This is a genomic window from Prochlorococcus marinus str. NATL2A, assembly GCF_000012465.1.
GTDB classification, from domain to species: Bacteria; Cyanobacteriota; Cyanobacteriia; order PCC-6307; family Cyanobiaceae; genus Prochlorococcus_B; species Prochlorococcus_B marinus_B.
The window spans coordinates 669,689-687,242 of the sequence record NC_007335.2; the positions used below are offsets into that span (position 1 = coordinate 669,689).

The 17,554-nt window shown below is 30.9% G+C and carries 24 protein-coding genes and 1 other RNA gene; 13 read left to right on the forward strand and 12 right to left on the reverse strand.

Translation table 11 applies throughout. From position 1 onward, the window contains the following. Positions 1–51: 51 nt before the first annotated feature. A complete protein-coding gene (locus PMN2A_RS03525) occupies positions 52–1,254 on the forward strand; it encodes a class I SAM-dependent methyltransferase (protein ID WP_011293649.1) in 1,203 nt (400 codons plus the stop codon). Here the strand turns inward: PMN2A_RS03525 and aroB are convergent. Then, positions 1,247–2,353 carry a 3-dehydroquinate synthase gene (aroB, locus tag PMN2A_RS03530; RefSeq protein ID WP_011293650.1) on the reverse strand — a complete coding sequence of 369 codons (1,107 nt, stop codon included), beginning with the start codon at positions 2,351–2,353 and terminating at the stop codon, positions 1,247–1,249. The two genes, PMN2A_RS03525 and aroB, sit on opposite strands and share 8 nt — an antisense overlap. Before the next feature lie 274 nt (positions 2,354–2,627). On the opposite strand from aroB, the gene PMN2A_RS03535 reads away from it, so the two are divergent. Together PMN2A_RS03535 and ssrS are read left to right on the forward strand one after the other, a co-directional pair. Next, complete coding sequence (locus PMN2A_RS03535; RefSeq protein ID WP_011293651.1) at positions 2,628–3,773, forward strand: 5-(carboxyamino)imidazole ribonucleotide synthase; 1,146 nt, start codon at positions 2,628–2,630, stop codon at positions 3,771–3,773. A gap of 21 nt (positions 3,774–3,794) precedes the next feature. After that, positions 3,795–3,976: non-coding RNA, 6S RNA (gene ssrS, locus PMN2A_RS10060), on the forward strand. Positions 3,977–4,086: 110 nt separating this feature from the next. On the opposite strand, the gene PMN2A_RS03540 is transcribed toward ssrS, so the two are convergent. Next, positions 4,087–4,437 (reverse strand): hypothetical protein, encoded by a 351-nt coding sequence (locus PMN2A_RS03540; protein WP_011293652.1) that lies wholly within the window; start codon positions 4,435–4,437, stop codon positions 4,087–4,089. Positions 4,438–4,667: 230 nt separating this feature from the next. Continuing rightward, a complete protein-coding gene (locus tag PMN2A_RS03545) occupies positions 4,668–4,883 on the reverse strand; it encodes a hypothetical protein (RefSeq protein ID WP_011293653.1) in 216 nt (71 codons plus the stop codon). A 1,223-nt stretch (positions 4,884–6,106) separates the two neighbouring features. Between PMN2A_RS03545 and PMN2A_RS10435 the strand changes: the two genes are divergently transcribed. Together PMN2A_RS10435 and PMN2A_RS10440 are read left to right on the forward strand one after the other, a co-directional pair. After that, complete coding sequence (locus tag PMN2A_RS10435; RefSeq protein ID WP_011295058.1) at positions 6,107–6,253, forward strand: hypothetical protein; 147 nt, start codon at positions 6,107–6,109, stop codon at positions 6,251–6,253. A gap of 168 nt (positions 6,254–6,421) precedes the next feature. Then, complete coding sequence (locus PMN2A_RS10440) at positions 6,422–6,580, forward strand: hypothetical protein (protein ID WP_011295083.1); 159 nt, start codon at positions 6,422–6,424, stop codon at positions 6,578–6,580. 168 nt (positions 6,581–6,748) lie between these two features. Here the strand turns inward: PMN2A_RS10440 and PMN2A_RS10445 are convergent, their stop codons facing one another. From PMN2A_RS10445 to PMN2A_RS10065, 4 genes are all read right to left on the reverse strand, one after another. Continuing rightward, the gene (locus PMN2A_RS10445) at positions 6,749–6,925 is read right to left on the reverse strand and encodes a hypothetical protein (protein ID WP_011295028.1); all 177 of its coding nucleotides are present in this window, start codon (positions 6,923–6,925) and stop codon (positions 6,749–6,751) included. A gap of 675 nt (positions 6,926–7,600) precedes the next feature. Then, on the reverse strand, positions 7,601–8,056 hold the full coding sequence (locus PMN2A_RS03550; RefSeq protein WP_011293654.1) for a hypothetical protein: 456 nt from the start codon (positions 8,054–8,056) through the stop codon (positions 7,601–7,603). Between the two features lie 227 nt (positions 8,057–8,283). Beyond that, on the reverse strand, positions 8,284–8,685 hold the full coding sequence (locus PMN2A_RS03555; protein ID WP_011293655.1) for a DUF1824 family protein: 402 nt from the start codon (positions 8,683–8,685) through the stop codon (positions 8,284–8,286). Between the two features lie 246 nt (positions 8,686–8,931). Then, positions 8,932–9,123, reverse strand: coding sequence for a hypothetical protein (locus PMN2A_RS10065; RefSeq protein ID WP_011293656.1), 192 nt, complete (start codon positions 9,121–9,123; stop codon positions 8,932–8,934). 162 nt (positions 9,124–9,285) lie between these two features. On the opposite strand from PMN2A_RS10065, the gene PMN2A_RS03560 reads away from it, so the two are divergent. The 5 genes from PMN2A_RS03560 (at position 9,286) to PMN2A_RS03585 (ending at position 12,609) form a co-directional block, all read left to right on the forward strand. Next, positions 9,286–9,555: a DUF1651 domain-containing protein gene (locus PMN2A_RS03560; protein WP_011293657.1), complete on the forward strand. Its 270-nt coding sequence runs from the start codon at positions 9,286–9,288 to the stop codon at positions 9,553–9,555. A 339-nt stretch (positions 9,556–9,894) separates the two neighbouring features. Further along, on the forward strand, positions 9,895–10,365 hold the full coding sequence (locus PMN2A_RS03570; RefSeq protein WP_011293658.1) for a nucleoside 2-deoxyribosyltransferase: 471 nt from the start codon (positions 9,895–9,897) through the stop codon (positions 10,363–10,365). Positions 10,366–10,464: 99 nt separating this feature from the next. Next, the gene (locus PMN2A_RS03575; protein WP_011293659.1) at positions 10,465–11,310 is read left to right on the forward strand and encodes a hypothetical protein; all 846 of its coding nucleotides are present in this window, start codon (positions 10,465–10,467) and stop codon (positions 11,308–11,310) included. 615 nt (positions 11,311–11,925) lie between these two features. Further along, positions 11,926–12,129 carry a hypothetical protein gene (locus tag PMN2A_RS03580; RefSeq protein ID WP_011295061.1) on the forward strand — a complete coding sequence of 68 codons (204 nt, stop codon included), beginning with the start codon at positions 11,926–11,928 and terminating at the stop codon, positions 12,127–12,129. Positions 12,130–12,273: 144 nt separating this feature from the next. Then, positions 12,274–12,609 (forward strand): hypothetical protein, encoded by a 336-nt coding sequence (locus PMN2A_RS03585; RefSeq protein ID WP_011293660.1) that lies wholly within the window; start codon positions 12,274–12,276, stop codon positions 12,607–12,609. 46 nt (positions 12,610–12,655) lie between these two features. Here PMN2A_RS03585 and PMN2A_RS03590 read toward each other — a convergent pair whose 3' ends face one another. The 4 genes from PMN2A_RS03590 to PMN2A_RS03600 form a co-directional block, all read right to left on the reverse strand. After that, entirely contained in the window at positions 12,656–12,922 is a 267-nt protein-coding gene (locus tag PMN2A_RS03590; RefSeq protein ID WP_011293661.1) for a hypothetical protein, read from the reverse strand. A 193-nt stretch (positions 12,923–13,115) separates the two neighbouring features. Then, positions 13,116–13,511 (reverse strand): hypothetical protein, encoded by a 396-nt coding sequence (locus PMN2A_RS03595; RefSeq protein WP_011293662.1) that lies wholly within the window; start codon positions 13,509–13,511, stop codon positions 13,116–13,118. Positions 13,512–13,594: 83 nt separating this feature from the next. Then, positions 13,595–13,771, reverse strand: a complete 177-nt coding sequence (locus tag PMN2A_RS10450; protein WP_011295085.1) for a hypothetical protein — start codon at positions 13,769–13,771, stop codon at positions 13,595–13,597. Between the two features lie 164 nt (positions 13,772–13,935). Next, the gene (locus PMN2A_RS03600) at positions 13,936–14,160 is read right to left on the reverse strand and encodes a hypothetical protein (RefSeq protein WP_011293663.1); all 225 of its coding nucleotides are present in this window, start codon (positions 14,158–14,160) and stop codon (positions 13,936–13,938) included. A gap of 219 nt (positions 14,161–14,379) precedes the next feature. Between PMN2A_RS03600 and PMN2A_RS03605 the strand changes: the two genes are divergently transcribed. Both PMN2A_RS03605 and PMN2A_RS03610 read left to right on the forward strand, forming a co-directional pair. Further along, entirely contained in the window at positions 14,380–15,597 is a 1,218-nt protein-coding gene (locus tag PMN2A_RS03605) for an NAD(P)/FAD-dependent oxidoreductase (RefSeq protein ID WP_011293664.1), read from the forward strand. A gap of 460 nt (positions 15,598–16,057) precedes the next feature. After that, a complete protein-coding gene (locus PMN2A_RS03610; protein WP_011293665.1) occupies positions 16,058–16,615 on the forward strand; it encodes a DoxX family protein in 558 nt (185 codons plus the stop codon). Positions 16,616–16,626: 11 nt separating this feature from the next. On the opposite strand, the gene PMN2A_RS03615 is transcribed toward PMN2A_RS03610, so the two are convergent. Next, complete coding sequence (locus PMN2A_RS03615) at positions 16,627–16,923, reverse strand: hypothetical protein (protein ID WP_225866328.1); 297 nt, start codon at positions 16,921–16,923, stop codon at positions 16,627–16,629. 287 nt (positions 16,924–17,210) lie between these two features. Here PMN2A_RS03615 and PMN2A_RS03620 point away from each other — a divergent pair, with 287 nt between their 5' ends. Further along, a complete protein-coding gene (locus PMN2A_RS03620) occupies positions 17,211–17,414 on the forward strand; it encodes a hypothetical protein (RefSeq protein WP_011293667.1) in 204 nt (67 codons plus the stop codon). Positions 17,415–17,554 lie beyond the last annotated feature (140 nt).

Consider the following 17,554-nt stretch of genomic DNA (forward strand, 5'->3'; position numbering starts at 1 on the left):
TAAATGATTTCTTCAGCATGTACTTGATTTTCTCTGAAGGTATTCTCCATCATGATTGACCCGACCGCGAGATGTCCTAAATGGTTAATTGATCGCATTGGAGATAGTGGCGGTTCAATTAGTTTCTACAGATATATGGATTTAGTTTTAAATGATCCAGATAATGGAGTTTATTCAACTGGAAAATTGAATATTGGTAAGAATGGAGACTTTTGTACTTCTCCATCTTTGAGTAATGATTTTGCACGTTTATTAGCTATTCAAGTGGTTGATTGGCTTCTTGATCTGGAAAAATCAGGAATTGATTCCAAATTGTTGTCTCTTGTTGAGATTGGCCCAGGAGAAGGGACTTTATCAAGAGATTTGATAGTGGCTATCGCTGAAATCGCACCTGCTTTAATCTGTAAAGTTGAGCTTGTATTAGTTGAATTAAATGTAGGGATGAGAAGACGACAAGAAAAAGTAGTTAACAATTTGGAGGGGATAAATTGTCGCTGGAGCAGTATCGAAGATCTCATCTTAAGACCAGTGACTGGTGTAGTTATTGCTAATGAAGTTTTGGATGCATTCCCAGTAGAAAGATTGGTTTTTAATGACAATAAAGTTTTTAGGCAGGGAGTTTCTTTGAAAAAAATAAATGATGAATATTCTTTGGAGTTTGTTGATCTCAAGCCTACTTCGAAGATTATTAAATTTTTGAAAGAATCTAAAAGCCTTTTAAAAATTGAGTTTCCACCAAAGGATATTTGTAATAGATGGGTCACCGAATGGCATTGTGATGTCCCGAGTTGGTTTGGGAATTTGTCTAAGGTTTTAATTGATGGCGCATTATTAGTTGTCGACTATGCGATGGAATCGAAGCGCTACTACAACGCAATGAGACAAGACGGTACTCTTATTTCCTATAGAAATCATGTGGCAAACCCTAATGTTTTAAAAGATGCTGGCTTGTGTGATTTAACAACACATTTGTGTATCGAATCAACCATTAATTATGCTTTGTTTAACGGATGGAAGTTTATGGGGGAAACTAGGCAGGGACAAGCTCTCTTGGCATTAGGACTTTCAACTTTTCTTTATTCTCTTCAAAATAATATTAATAATGATCTCTCAGCCGCATTAAATCGTAGAGAGTCATTATTGAGGCTAGTTGATCCAATTGGACTAGGGGACTTTAGGTGGTTGGCTTTTCAGAAGGATAATAGTGATGATTTGATTTTAGGAAAGCGTTTTCTTGAAGAGCCAATTAGCTAATTTTTTGCAAGCATTCACGTATTTCTTTATTAGAAATATTATTAAATAATTTTACATCACCAATTTTTAAGGGCATAACGAAACTCACCTTGCCGTTCTTAACTTTCTTGTCTCCTTGAAGTGAGCTTAGAACACTTTCTATCTCAAGCTGAGGCCAATTAGAAGGTAAGCCTGCTTTCTCTATTAATCGTTTCTGCCTTTTCGCGTTATCCTCTTTCCATAGTCCCCTCTGAACCGCTAACTGACCAACTGCAACCATACCCATTGCAACTGCCTCACCATGCAGCCATTTCCCATAACCACAAAGATTTTCTATTACGTGGCCAAATGTGTGACCATAATTTAAAAATGCTCTAACTCCACTTTCCTTCTCATCTTTTATAACAATTTCTGCTTTAGATTTAGCAGAACGCTTAATTATTTCTATTAGTAGTTTTTCTTTTATGTTTGAAAGATCAGAAATATTTTCTTGCCTTTCTAGAAGTTCGAATAGTTCTAAGTCTGATATAACTCCGTACTTTATTATTTCAGCCATACCTGCTTTGAACTCTCGTGATGGGAGAGTAATTAATGTTTTAGGGTCTATTAAGACCAATCTAGGTTGATGAAAAGCACCTATAAGATTTTTACCTTTTGAATGATTTATCCCTGTTTTACCACCAATAGAAGCATCAACCATGGCGAGTAACGTGGTGGGGATTTGGACTACATTTACTCCACGCAACCATGTAGCAGCTGCAAAGCCAGTCATGTCTCCAATCACGCCACCTCCAAGGGCAATCATTAATGATCCTCTCTCTAACCTCGCTTCATATGCCGCATTGTGGATTAAATCTATAGAAGATTGATTTTTTTGATCTTCTCCAGCTTTTATTATTAAAAGCTTTGGTTTGAATTTACTTTTTATCAGACTTTTGATTATGCAATCACCATAGTGATCAGAGACTTCCTTGTTGGAAACGACTAATACTTTTAGTCCTTCCCTAAAACCAATATTAAATAGCTCATCTCCTATGCTTTCAAGACTACTTTTTCCGATAACTATTTCGTATGGGTTGTTAGTTAGAGAGACTTTAATATGGTGGTTGTCTTTATTCACAGTTGTGAGGGTGTAAATTGTTTGATGGTTTATTACGTTAAATCATCAAAATATAGAAGTAATTATATGTTTGATGAACACATCTTATAAGCAAATGATATGTATTCATATACGTTCAGTATTTATTATGGGATAACGTGGAGGAATATTCTTTAGGTTGTGAATTAAGGATGTTTTTATTAAAATCAGACTTCATACATTATTTTATTTGTTTGTTCGCGATTTTGTTATTTGCTTGCTAGGGCAAAGCTCTAAAAATGAGGTCTTTAACTAAATGATTGGGGTCGTGGGTGGAGGACAGCTTGCAATGCTTTTGATTGAGGCTGGAAAGAAAAGAAATGTTGATGTCGTTGTTCAGACGGCTGCTAAAACTGATCCTGCTGCTAAAAAGACAAAGCAACTCATTTTGCATGATCCTACGAATCCCGTGGGTACAAAACTTCTTGCAGAAAAGACCCGCTTGATTACTTTTGAGAATGAATGGGTTGATATCTCAAGTTTACTTTCTCTTGAAAATAATGGAGTTTCTTTTGTCCCTAGACTTCAATCAATAAGACCTTTAATTAATAAAATAACTCAAAGAGAGCTATTAAACAGTCTTGATATTCCCTGCCCTGATTGGTTGGCTATACCATTAAAAAAATCAACAGAAATTGATCTTCCTGCAGATTGGGGATTTCCTTTGATGGCAAAAGCTGCCAAAGGTGGATATGACGGGAAAGGAACTAAAATTATTAAAAATCTAAAGCAACTTCAAGAATTTCTATCAGTTGAAAGAGAAGGGCAATGGATGTTAGAAAAATGGATCTCTTTTGATAAGGAATTATCCATCGTTTCTAGTAGGGATTCAAAAGGAATTGTCCGTAGTCTGCCAATCGTAGAGACATATCAATCTAAACAAGTATGTGACTGGGTCCTTGCTCCAGCTGATATTAATCATGACGTTGATCTTATGGTTAGAAATATCGCAGCCTCGTTGCTTGCTGAGTTGCAATATGTTGGAGTTATTGCTATTGAATTTTTCTATGGATCTGAAGGATTACTTGTAAATGAAATAGCTCCAAGAACTCATAACTCAGGTCATTTTTCTATTGATGCTTGTAGCAGCAGTCAGTTTGATCAACAAATATGTATCACCTCTGGTATTAATGTACCTATGCCTGAAATGCTTGTTAATGGTGCTTTAATGGCAAACTTGCTTGGTTTGCAAAGTAACTATCCAATATCACTTACCCAAAGATTGGATAATTTGAGGGGTATTCCTGGCTTGAATGTTCATTGGTATGAAAAAGAGGAAGAAAAAAAGGGCAGGAAGCTCGGTCACGTCACATATCTCTTGAATAATAAGGACGCTTTGTCTAGAAAAAAAGAAGCATTAGATGTTTTACAAACCATACGGTCAATTTGGCCGACCTCTTGATAATATTTCTTTTAGATTGTTCCAGTACTGCTTTGTTGGTATAGGCCTTCTCAAGTGCTCTGATCTGACTCTCTTTCGATTTGGGGAAGCTGTCGTGAAAGTGACGTATACCAGCTTGTTCTGGAAACGAAGCTCCACTTTGAATCCCCCTCTGGTTCTTCCAGGTCGATGCTTCTTGGGCCTTACGGCAAAGCGGTACTCCCTTTCAATGAGATGGTTTAAATAACATATATTTTTTGAAGATTTAAATTATTTGATGCTGGTTTTTATTTGTTCTTAGTACTTGATTTTATAAGTGTACAAACAGTAAACATCATGAGGTTAATCCTTTAGATTTGCGGACCTTTCTTAATAGCTCATGATCTTCTCTTGCTCTTTTATCAAGAATGGCTACGTCTTTTCTGGCTTTTTTATCAACTTTTTGAAAATCCTCTCTTGCTCGTTGGTCCAGTAGTGCAACATCTTTTCTTGCTCTTTGATCTATGTTCTCAAGGTCTGCTCTAGCTCGCTGATCAGCATTCTCTAAATCGATTTTTGCTCTTTCAACCATGCTTTTCATTGAGTCCACCATCATTGATAAAGCGGCAGGAACTTGTTCCCCAGAAGCTGAAAAAGAGGACTGCTCATTAAGACTAATACTAGTGTTTGCTTGATTCGAAGCCATAGGTTTAATTAAAATAGGCTTGCATTAGTTAGAAGCCATTTCTTTATATTTCTATTATCTCTTGTTATTAGCCCAATAAATAAAAATCTCCTGAACAAAAACGAGATGTAATAGAGAGAAACTGCTTTTGCTAGAAAAGGCCATTAATACTTGATTTCATTTTTTTACAGACTTTAATAAAATCTAGTTTTTAGAAGAATTAATTGAGTTATTAAAAAAAATCAACAATATTACCCCTTTGGATAAAGTCTAGCTATCTGCTTCTTTTGATTTTCTTTTTCTAGGTTTTTTCTTTTACGATCCTTGTATGAAGCATCATCATCATTAAGCCTAAAAAAGACAAAATAGAACATAATACCTGTGAAAATAAATCCAATTAACAGTACCCAAAAACCAATTAGACCTGTAGGAGATAAGTAGTTCATGTCGAAAGAAATATTAGTCATTTTTTTTTACTTAAAAAGTCTAGAATTATATTATCCACAATAAATAGAAAATGAAGGAGAAGCGTCGTTTTTCATAAACCTAGTTTCAGGATTTAAACTTAAAAGATTTATTTGCTTTTAATAAGAGTTTTTACGCATTAACATATAGTAAAAATTAATTAGAATAAAAAATATTAATTTCTGATTAAATGGAAGGAACTCATAACTATGCTATGAACCTTATCGTTCCACTAATGGGTGTTGCTCCGCTACTAATGCTATTTATATTAAAAGGAGAGAAAAAATCAAAGGCATCCAAGAGTTGGACAAGATCTACTAATTAGATTTAAAAAGAATAACACCTCACCTTCTTTGAACTAATAAGTAATTTAAAAAAAATAATATTATTTAAGAATAACTATTTGCAGGTCTTTTAATATATTTTATATTAAAGTAATTCTTGATCTGTAATATTTCAATTGAGATACTTTTGGATTGATAAGTAATCTTAAAAATATAAGTTAATGGTTTAGTGAGAGCTGCGAGTTATCTTTGTTCGGTTTTCACACACACAGTATTGATTTATTGTTGCTACATTTTTAAAGAACTTAACTCTGTACGCGTATTTAAAATATTCTAACATTTTTAATACGCTTAATTACTAATGAAGAAAACCAAAACACAGCAATTTTCTAAATTTTTTCTTAAAGATCTGAAAACTAAAAAAACAACTTATAATAAAGAAAACTGTCTTGAAAAGTAGATTTTTTCTTCATAAAATTATATTTTTTATATATAATTGACAAATTTTTATAGCTTTACATTTTATAAGTCTTCTCTAAGCAATTTCAATAATTTCATAAAATACTTCTGTAAAGATTTTATTTATATATATGTTTTTTATATTATAAAATTAAGCTTAAACACATAGAAAAAATTAAAACTATGCTAAATCTATCTTAGTTTGATTTGTGAGATATGAATAAACTTATTCAATGAAAAACTATTCTTAAATGAAACTCTGATTGCGAGGTATCTTCAATTGATATGACAAGTAATCTAGAACTTCTTGCTAACAAGTAGTTAACACAATGTGTTTTAGCGTGTGATCCAAAAAAAATATTCAGAGTTACTATTTTATTTTAAAGACTACTGATAAGTGAATTTACCTAAAAAAGTTTTGTTAATTTATCAATGAATCTGATCATTTAGTAGTATGTTTAGTTACTACTAAAATTAAAAATATGAAAACTGCACAAGATAGATATTTTGAATGTTTAGAAGTTTGTATAGAAAATGAGCAGGGAAAATCTTGTCGCCAAGTATGTGCACCAATTTTAAATGATGATCCTTCTGATCATCCCACAGTGCCAATAATTAAAAAACATTAATTATTAAACGGAAAATTTCAAATCTAGATCTTGAAGAATAAAATTTCACTCAAAAGTAATTATAAATTTCAATTATTCTTGTAGTTTTAGAAGTTAATGGTCACTTTAATAATTGGAAGTGCTTTCTTGTAAAGAAATTAGTTAGAATTTGTGAAATTTTGAAAAATCATGGATACTCCTATCACACACATAAATTTGTTCAATGCCATGCTTGCTCTTTATGTGATTGGTTATCAAATATCAATTTGCTCAGATTGGAGTTGGATTCCAATGAATAAAGAGGATTATCAACTTCCTTATCAAGATAAATGGAGTCGAACTACTTAGTACATTATATTATAAAAAATTTTATATATAAATCTAATAATTCACAAACTTATCTAAATATGCATATTACATAATTAAATAGAATTAATATATTTAATTAATTTTTTTCTCACAACAAATATAATAACTAAAGTTATTATTTTTAATCAAACATTGATTAGTTCAAATTTATATACTTTGAACTACGTGAAATAAACCGAATGAATACCCCCCTATTAGAATCCAACCCAGAATTGCTGAAATTATTGTAGACCTTCTATTGTGTCTTCTTATTGCATTCTCGATCATTTCATTTACATCTTCTCTATTTATTAGATTTGTTGATTTTGGATTTGTTGAAGTCATTTGATTTTATGAAAATTTGATGTTTGAGATTGATTAATCCCTATTAAACGAATTCAATCCGAGACAGAATCTGCTTATGGGGCAGAGGTTTATTCTTTGTAGCTATCCTCGATAGATGCTAGGAAGAATTCCTGACGGATAAAGAGCCTATCCATATGTAAATAATTGTTAACACTATAATGTATTTTTTTAGAAGTTGTGTAGGTAAAATCACTTTATTCTGTATTCAGTCCATGATAATTACCTATTACCCTTAAGAATAATTCTGGGATGCATGAAATTCCTCTTGTTCTAAAAACTGTGGTTTCACTTCCTTTATTTTTAGGAAGATGTATTCAAAGTTCTAGTTTTGTTGCGATCGAATTTATTATTTTTACTATTAATTAATCATGCTAATAAGCCTTTCTTCGCTGTATGCAAATGCTTCCACATTTATTTCTAAAACTTAAAAAACTTATGACAGGCGAATCTATATAGAAATAGATTATCAATAGTAAAGCTACAGTTTGCTTTGACGACCTTTTAGTCTATCGGTGACAATAACAGAACAGCTCAAGTATCAGATAAGAATGTTTTGGATTAATATTAAGAATTGACTACATAATTTTTATTTAATTTAAGTTTTTTTTTCCTATTTTAATTTCTTGCTAACAAAATTTTTGTAAGAATAATACGTTATGTACTTTTTTCGTTATTGTCTGATTCATTCTTTTCTAAAAGCTTTCTAGTTAGAAAAGAATAAGATGCTTGATGTTTTTCCTTCCATTCTTTATGTTCTTTTATCTGATCTTTTAACTTTTCTAAACTCTCTTTTTCGTCTGGATAAAACCTTTCTAAGTATTCAGGACTTAAATTTATATTACCTTCAAATTCATAAACCATTTCCTCAAATGATTCACATAAGCCAAGGATGTCTGCCATGAAATCTTCAAATTCATCAATGTTAATTTCTTGAAGAAGCTTTCTTAACTTACTTTGACTCGATTCCTCTGGCGCCCATTCTTTTTTTAAAACGTGAAGAAGATTAAGCTGGCCAATTCTATCTAGAAGATCCCACTTGGAGGCATCATCGGCTGAGTAAAAATAGGACCCATCACCCGACTGATAAAACTTTCCTCTTTCTTTATCCATTTTTGTTAAAAGGAGTATATATTAAATCTTCTATATTAGGTTTACAGAGGTAAAACATTTGATTCAATCTGTTTACGACTAGATTTTAGTTTAGTAAGATTTAAAATTTTAACTTTGTTTATATATTAGAATACATTTCATTTTACACTTTTTTTTTTTTGATTAATTTCAAATTTACTAGCTATTTAAAATATTATTCCTCTCTTAGGAGCTATTAACTATTATTCTTAATCAAAGAAATCTAGTGGAAAGGGACCAATTGTTTTAGAGGTCAATGAATTTTCATGATTTTGACAAGTTATCAATATACCTTCACCCAAGCCAAATTCAACCCTAGCGTGAATTTCACCTGTTTTTTGGTTTGCCTTTAGGAATATTGGACCGTCAGAACTAGGGACTGTGATGCATTTCATTTCGTCGTATTCAAATTTTTCTTCTATTCTTCTAACTGCGTTTATGCCTCTTTTGAATGAAGGTGACATTACTCCTATCGTTATCCAATCTGAATTATGAATAAGATGACTGAGTTGATTAAAAAGGGTTTTTGATTGTTTTTTATTTAGCTTAGGAGCAGATCTCAATTTATCAAGGTCTTCTAATTTGCAGATATTAATATTATTTGTAGACATTTACATAGTTATTTTATCTATTTTATCAACTAGACTATTTCGTTCTTGTTTTTATTTATATGATTATAATATTTTTATATATTTATAGTCTTACTTTTTCACGTTTATTTAAAAATATATATAGATAGACCAAATATATTTTACTAATATAACCATTAAAAAATCTTATCTAATGTCAAACTTATATCTATTATGATTTGTATATGCGTAAATTTGATTAGATTATTGGATTGTATTTTGTTTCTATTAATTAATATTGTTAGATTCTTTTATTCTTCTGGATTCATGCAGTTGTTCTAACTCGTTATAGACATCACGTAATGTTTTCTGTATGTGATCTAAATTCTCGATAGATCCAAGTGAATTCATCGCTTTTAAAAGGTTTTCTTTAGCTTCTATCAAACCTCGACATTGTGTGCTACCCGCTTCAGAGGACATCTTTGTATGAGCTGTTGGTATGCGTTTATTATAACTATTATTTAACTTAGTAATTTTCTTTTCAACTTTTTTAAATTTTCATTTCTTTAACTTCACTTTAGATTTCCGACTTGACGAACCCTGCTTTTCAAATTAAAAACAAAAATAAGAGTATGTTCTTTGATGGCGAAAGCAGAAAATCTAAAAGCTCCTATTGGCTGGCTCACAGATCCACACAATAAATGGGCAATTAATTTTAACTTTAAAAAAGGTACTAATGATGAGAACTCTGCAGATTTCACTATTGATATGTGGGGAGTAGTTCCAAACGGTAAACCTATGCAATTTAAAAGTAGAAGAAAGGTCACAAAACATGAATCATTAAAGACCTGGAAACAATTGCTCTCATCAAATTGGGTTGAATTCGATTTTGAAATGAATAAGAGTGCTTGAAAGGCTTTTTATTCAAATGGGCATTTTCCTTTTCACTAGTTATTATGTATTTATGTATTTATGACTTTCTAGATTGCTAAATACTTTCCATAAACTTCTCAAATTAGCCTTTATATTCACAGCTGTAATTACTGGATGGACTTCTTTTATTCTTTTATCCAGCACAACATTTAATATAGAGATTAAGGAATTAATAACTAAAATGTATTTGAATCAAAAGAATTTTATCTTTAATGTAAAAGATTTATCACTTCTACTTGTTAAAGATGCAAATGAGCGTCTTTCTGAGAAAAATCAAGGAAAAATTCCATTAAACAATTCTAAATTAAATTAATAAAATTGACAAATAAAACACTTTATCTGGCCTCTCCATATGGCTTCTCTGAGCACTGGAGGCTGAAACTTCTACCTGACTTTGTATCTAAATTGGAGTTTATGGGGGCGAGTGTTTTGGAACCTTTTGATCGTAATAGTCATATTGATATTTCTGCGCCTGGTTGGGCCAATAAAGTTGCTAATTCAAACTTAAACGATTTGAGGCAAGCTGATGGCTTATTCGCAATAGTTAATGGATCGCCCCCCGATGAGGGAGTAATGGTTGAGATTGGGGTCGCTATTGCTTTAGGAAAAACTACATTTTTATTTAGAGATGATTTTCGTAAATGTTCTGATTCTAATGAATACCCCCTTAACTTAATGGTCTTTCTTGGGTTGCCTTCTGATTCATGGAATGATTACTATTATTCTTCTTTGGATGACCTAGATTGTAAAAAGAAAGCTATTTATAAATGGTTGAGAAATGAAATCTAATGTATATAATTTCAATTAATCTATATATTTAAGTCATTTCAATTCTCTTTGTTTACATGATATGATCTACTAAAAGATTCTTTTATTATTATATTTTAAATGAAGGATATTTTATTTAACGTTAATGAAATACGGATAGAAATATCTTTTAAATCTTTTGATGAACTTCGTAAGATTCTATCTTTTTATCAGCGAAATAATCTTTATAAAATTAATGTACCCTGTAAAAATACTTTAAAAAAAGATTTTCTTTTAAAGTCGATTGAAATTGCAAAAGATGAGTTTCCAAGTATAGATATTATTCCTCACTTTAGTATTCTCCATGAATTTAAAAGAAACATGATTAATACTCAGGATTCTTTAGTTAATTTTATGGAAGCTGTTATATATAATGGATGCAAGCATGTACTTCTTGTTTCTGGTTCTCAAAAAAGAGCGTCAATAGATTCTGTTTCTGCTTTATATATGCTTAAAGACAATTCTTTGTTTTTTAATCAAGATATTTCTTTTGGCGTAGCATTTAATCCTTACCTACCTCCCTATTTGTTTGATGAAGAGATTTTAAGATTAGAAAAGAAACTTCAATCAGGTTTAGTTAGTTCTATCTGGATTCAATTTGGTACCGATTATCAACTTCTCAAAAGTAGGATTGAAATACTCTCAAGGATGATATCCGCGACTATTAATAAAAATCCTAAAATTTCAAAAATTATTTTATTTGGTAGTATTTTAATTCCTTCTAAGCAATTTCTAGCTAGGTTTAAGTACCGACCATGGAAAGGTGTTTATTGTTCTAATGAATTTTTAGAATCAGAGGAAATGGCTCATAAAATAATTACAAATCTATTAAAGACTTATAAACAAAATGAAATTTGCCCACTTATTGAGACAAATATTACTACAGATGAACATTTGAAAAAATTATCAAATATCTTTAATGTATAGATTAAATATTAATTACTCTTAAATTAAATGTATCTGAAATAGCTTAAATTTAAAAAATTATACCTAAGTTCTAGTTAGAACTTCATGAATATGTTTTGTCTAAAATAGTTTTTAAATTAAAATTTTGCATAGAATTTTTGATGTATAGCTTTTTCTTGTAAAGCCCCACACAGAACTGAAATAATGGTTTATAGGGATTCATCTCCATTTTAATATAAAAATTTGTTTAGGTTGGGATGCAGCTTTTTCTATCCGAGCTTTGAACTTGCTAGAAGGCTGAACTAACTCATTTGGTTAAGCAAGATTAGAAAAATTATTACTATAAACAAATGTAAAGCATTTATGAATTTTTGTAAATCTTCTTCTTTTCTGGCCTCCCTTCTATTCTTTTGTTGAAAGGAGTAAGGTTTTTGTGGTGGCAATCTGTTAGAAAGGTTTCTTAGCTTTTTTAAATATATATCCTTTTTCAATTTGAGCAGTCTTTAACTAAGCCCTCTTTCCCCTTGGTGTCACACCCTAGGCCGATGTTTGTAGCTTTGTGTTCGAGAGAAGACCCATCAGTTCTTCGCAGTCCATGGGAAATTCCATTAATTTAAAGTATATGAGCCATTAAAAATGTTTTCATCACGGAAAAAAACACCTCAGAAGGAGATCCTTCAAGTTAGTTCTTTCGCTGAGGATACCTTTTTGCTTAGAAGAGGTTCTGAAGCTACTAGGTACAAGCTTGCAGCCTTGATGATGTTTGTAGCAGGCTTTGGCTTACTAACTCTTGGTACTTGGGTCCTTAATGATTTTAATTTTCTAACTTTTACAAATTGAGTATCTAGTTTGATTTTAAACTTGCTAATACTGATTAGAATTTTTCATTATTTTCTAGTATTTAATTACTAAAAATCCCTTAGTTTTATTACATTTTAAGATTTTATCTTTAGTGATTTAAACTCTGAATATAGCAATTATAAAATGACTTACTCTTGGGATCAATATTTTTCACATTACTCAGATTGGGATGATGCACATTGCTTTAATGTAAGAATCGAACTCAAATTCGAGGATGAAATAAAACAGCTTGGCTATACTGAATACGTTAGTACTGATGATATTTATCTAGAGAGTAAATACATCTCGAATGAGACTCTACCTATAAGTAAAACCTATAGAAAGAGCGATAATGAGATATTATTGTCTTTCGATGTTCCTTACGATTGGTCGATTGATACTGATTGGGAGGATAAAGCTCTTGTTCTTCTTGGGCTATGCGACGTATGGGTCATAGACTCATCTGTTGAAGATAAATAAATTATTAATCCATATTTTTTAAACTACAGAATATTTTTAATTACATTTATGAGTAAAAAATAAGTGCAAGACCTTTTTGGGTTAGGTAAAACTCTTTCTCTTCTCGACTTAAATCCATTGATAATTCCTCACCTTCTTTAATTGCTTGCTCATAAGGCGGTTTTGATGGGGAATTACCTTTATAAATTGCTGCAATTCCTAATGGAGTCGCGTTCCATGCGAAATTAGCTGTTTCTCCAATGAGAGGCTCATCCAAAGCTTCTTCAAGAAGATTTGATGAGTTTGATTTTGGTCGAATTGTTGTTGATGTCATGCTTATATTTAAGATTTCTTATAAAAAAAACTTGTTTAGTTATCCTTAGAAGAACGTATACACTCACTTTCTAGTGCATTTGATTGTTTTATGCGTCATTTTTGTTGATCTCTGCATCCTTTAGAATCCCTAGCTTTTTTATAATTTCTTTGAGATAGATAGATTTTATATAACCATTTAAAATAAATTCTTATTATTTATCTTGTATCATTTTTTGAAACAGGAGAAATTTTTTAAACTGCTCAAATAACTCTTTGTTGAAATTTTCTTTGGATTTAGATAAAATATAATCTGAAGTATAGCTGTACTTTTTTGTGTTGTAAGTTATACCTTTATCTGAGATCAATTCATCAAGATCGTTATAGTTGAAGGATGGGTTATCTATATTATTTACTTTGTAATAAAGGTTATTTTCAATTTGATCATTAGAATTTTTAAGATCGAAGCCAATTCTCGCCATCAATGCTTCTTCTACTAATATCCCTACCACTTTTGATTGGCTTAGCTTTTCTTTATTGGCAATTTTGGATATCGTCTTTTGAGCATTAATTGATGGAAGATAGCCAATCCTTTTTCTTATGGAGGGCATACATATATATCTAGATGAAATTTAATTTACTTTACCTTTTGGTTGAATTTCAAATATTTTATGTATTTCTTGACCTCATAAGTTTAAAAAATCCAATCAGCAAGCATTATTTTTGCTTTCTCCATCTCATTATTAGCCTTATGCTCATTTATTTTTTTTAGAGCTGAATATGCCATTTCTCCTTGTTCCCAAAAACGAATATGATTTATAGGGCTTAGAAGATTATATTCACTTCCAGAATTTGTATTTTTATTAGGCATTAGTTTATCAATAAAGAGTTATTTCTTAAATTGAATTAAATTATTTTCTCCAATTCCAGAATAGACTATTGACTCACCTTTCTATTAAAAACTAAAAATATAGTAAATATATTCTCTAGGGATTTACTACTAACTATAGCTATATTAATAAGATTCTAGATATATTATTTGATTGAGTGTTTCTTGTCTTCGGAAAATTCTGGTTTCTCTTTCTTTTTTCTTCTGCCGTCTGAAAGTTCTAATAGAGTTGAAAGTTGTTCATAAACTGATCTGAGTGATGATAACTCAGGAAGTAAACCATCGTTCCTGAGGTCTTCATCCATATATCTAAGCTCTTGTCTTACATAGGAGAGAATTGATTTTGCTTCATCTCTTTTTGGGCCAGCCATATTTTTTAAAATTTTTTGAAAAGATACAACAAAAATGAACTGAATTAAGATTTCAACTGCGTATCAAGACAATGTGTCTCTACTCAATATCTTTTATCTTTTATCAATAATCTTTTTTGAGTTTTAAGATTTAGTTTTGATTCAATAAATAAAAGTAATAAATAAATTATTTATTTATTACTTTTATTAAAATTTAAATTATTAGAAGTTTATTCTTTTATGATCTCAGATCTTGTCATTATTGGAGGTGGTGCCTCTGGCTTTATGGGAGCAATCACCGCGATTACTAATGGACTTAGATCAGTTGTGATTCTAGAAGGCACCTCAAAAGTACTTGAAAAAGTTAGAATTAGTGGTGGTGGCAGATGTAATTTAACCAACTCATGTTTTGAGATTTCTGATTTAGTAAATAATTATCCAAGAGGAGAAAAGCAACTATTAGGATTGTTTAATCGATTTTCTACAACTGAAGCTTTTGATTGGTTTCAGGAGAAAGGACTTAGTCTTAAAGTAGAGAAAGATGGCAGAGTATTTCCTTGCTCTGATTCTTCTGAAGAAGTTATAAGTTGTTTGACTAATGTTGCGAAAAACTCAGGTGTAAAGGTATTAACTAATTCTTATGTAAAGCAAATAAGCAAAATAGAAGGTGGCTTTAACTTATTAGTCAAAGGGGACAATTCCTTTAAAGCCAAGAATATTTTAATTTGTACTGGTGGTCATCCTAGTGGACGTAGATTAGCAATGAGTCTAGGGCACTCTATTATTCATCCTGTTCCCTCTCTTTTTTCTTTTTCTACTGTAGATAGCTCATTAAGAGATTGCTCAGGTATTACTTTAGATGTTCAAGTCAAACTCAATGTTAACAACAAAAAATATTCTGGAAAAGGTCCTATCTTGATAACTCATAAAGGCTTTAGCGGCCCAGTCATACTTAGACTATCTGCATTTAGTGCTAGAAATCTATACGATAATAAATACAAAGCTGAATTAAGAATAAATTGGCTTTGTATGAATGAGAATGAAGCTAGATTGAAAATTGATTTATATAAATTAGAAAATGGTAAGAAATTAATCTTCAATTATAAACCTTTCCATAAACTTCCACGAAGCTTATGGAAATCTTTTCTCTTAAGCTTAAATATTGACTCACAATTGAAATGGGCTGAGCTATCTAAATCCAAAAAAGAGTCTTTAATCAAATATTTAATAATGAAAACCTATCTTATAAAGGGTCGTGGTCCTTTTGGTGAGGAATTTGTAACTGCAGGAGGAGTATCACTTAAGGAAATTAATTTTAAAACTATGGAAAGTAAGATAACTAAGGGGTTATTCTTCGCTGGAGAAGTATTAGATATTGATGGTGTTACTGGTGGTTTTAATTTCCAACATTGTTGGACAAGTGGCTGGGTAGCAGGAAAATCAATAGTTATTAAGTAGTCATAACTTGAAGCAATATTTACAAATTTTTAATATTGAATAGCTTAAAAAAAATTAAATATGTGTAAATTTAATTTTACCCAAGTGAAGCGATTAGTGCTGGTATCGCAACTGCTATTAGACCGATAGCAGCTGTCGCAGTAAGTAGTGAAGTGCTCACAGCATTTTGATGTTTATTAAATAGTACAGGCTAGGTTTGGTTGTTATTGTCGGTATTAATACAATTCAAAATAACTTTTGTACGCTCCTTTTGTTGGCTAGAGCGGATGATTTACTAATGGCCCCCAATTTTGATAATTGTATTTCATATAAACTTCAGCTTTCTTTCTTTTACGAAACCCACTAAAAAGACAAGCTTATCACGATAAGTAATATTACTTATCGTGATAAGCTTGTCTTTTTGTTTCCACGCTTGATGCACTTACATATCTAAAGTTCAGTTCAATTGTTCTAGGTTAAATTGCTTAATTCAATCTTCTATAAATCCGTATTCAAGGACTTTGCTTTTCTGATTTTGAGAGTATTTACAGGAGCACTATTAATTCACCATGGATTTGAAAAGTTAAATGACATCAACAATTTTGCTGATGCTTTTGTACGTCCTCTTCACTTACCATTTCCAGTCACCCTCTCTTACATTGCCGCAGGATCTGAGATTGGTGGTAGTTGGTTATTGATACTTGGTCTAGGTACAAGACTAGGAGCATCAGCAATTCTAGGTACTATGAGTGTTGCCATTTATCACGCAATCGTTACTTCAGGTTTCAACATCTATTTATTGGAACTCTTAGCCCTTTATTTTAGTTCTGCGTTTTCAATTATTTTGTTGGGACCAGGTATGTTCTCCGCTGACTACCTCATTAATGAAATTCTTAAATCCAATCCTGATTTTATTTTTTCAATTTTTACTCAACAACTATCAAGTAAAACCGAATCAATTTCAAAAAAAGAATTACCTAAATCTATAAAACAAAAGAGATCATTTGATTTTCCTTTTACTAACTTCTTATCTTCTTGACCAAATTAGATTTATTTTTTATCGGTATCTTTTTTCTTCATTGATAAGTAAAACCACATCCATGTAGGTAAAGTAATAAAAAAACCAATTAGTATAATATAACTTTTTGTTGTGTCCCAAGCCGCTTTATCACAATCTTCTTTTATTTTAATTGGAGGACTTACTTTACTGCTTAAGTCCCTGCAAATATTTAATCCATGAATACTAAGCGTTCCATATGTTATTGCTGTTGGAACCGTAGCAAGTGATATTGCGAGTATTAAATTGCCCAACCTCAGGTTGAGGTCTTTTCTTTTTTGTTGATCCATACATATATTTTCATCCAAATCTTTGATATGGCACTGTATGTTTCTTATTTTTTTACAAATCAGTAAGCTTTTTAAAAAATAGGACCTAAATTTCTAGCTCTGTATTTTCAAAAGTCAAAATCTATCTACTTTTCTTGTAATTATTAGTTTTATATCTTTTTTTGTGATTAACTTGCTTTAAAGTTTGGTGATAACTTGTGGGTTTATAAATTTTGTAAATTTGTAGATGCTTTATATACTAATCTTAGGCTAAAGTTAATTCCTTGTAGTAATTAATCTATTTTATAATGTCCACAAGTAAGAGAGAAGAAGTTAGTTCGCATTTGCGTTATATCAGGCAAGAACTTCGAGACTTGGATCAAATGCTTGGCCAATATGGCTTGTTGCCGGAGTTGTCTGAGCTGAAAGAGGTGTATAACTCTTTAGATGCTCTTCACCAATTACTTTCAGGTAAAGTTAAAAAGAAACCTAAGCCCGAGTTTGATGATTGATATGATTATTTTCTATTTGAAGAGAAATTTGATACTTTTTAAATTTTAATCTTTGTATTGTTCAGTTTTGACCGTGACTTGCAAAAAAATACTATCACCAAATATAGTTAAGGAAATAATTCAACTTGTAAATTATAAAA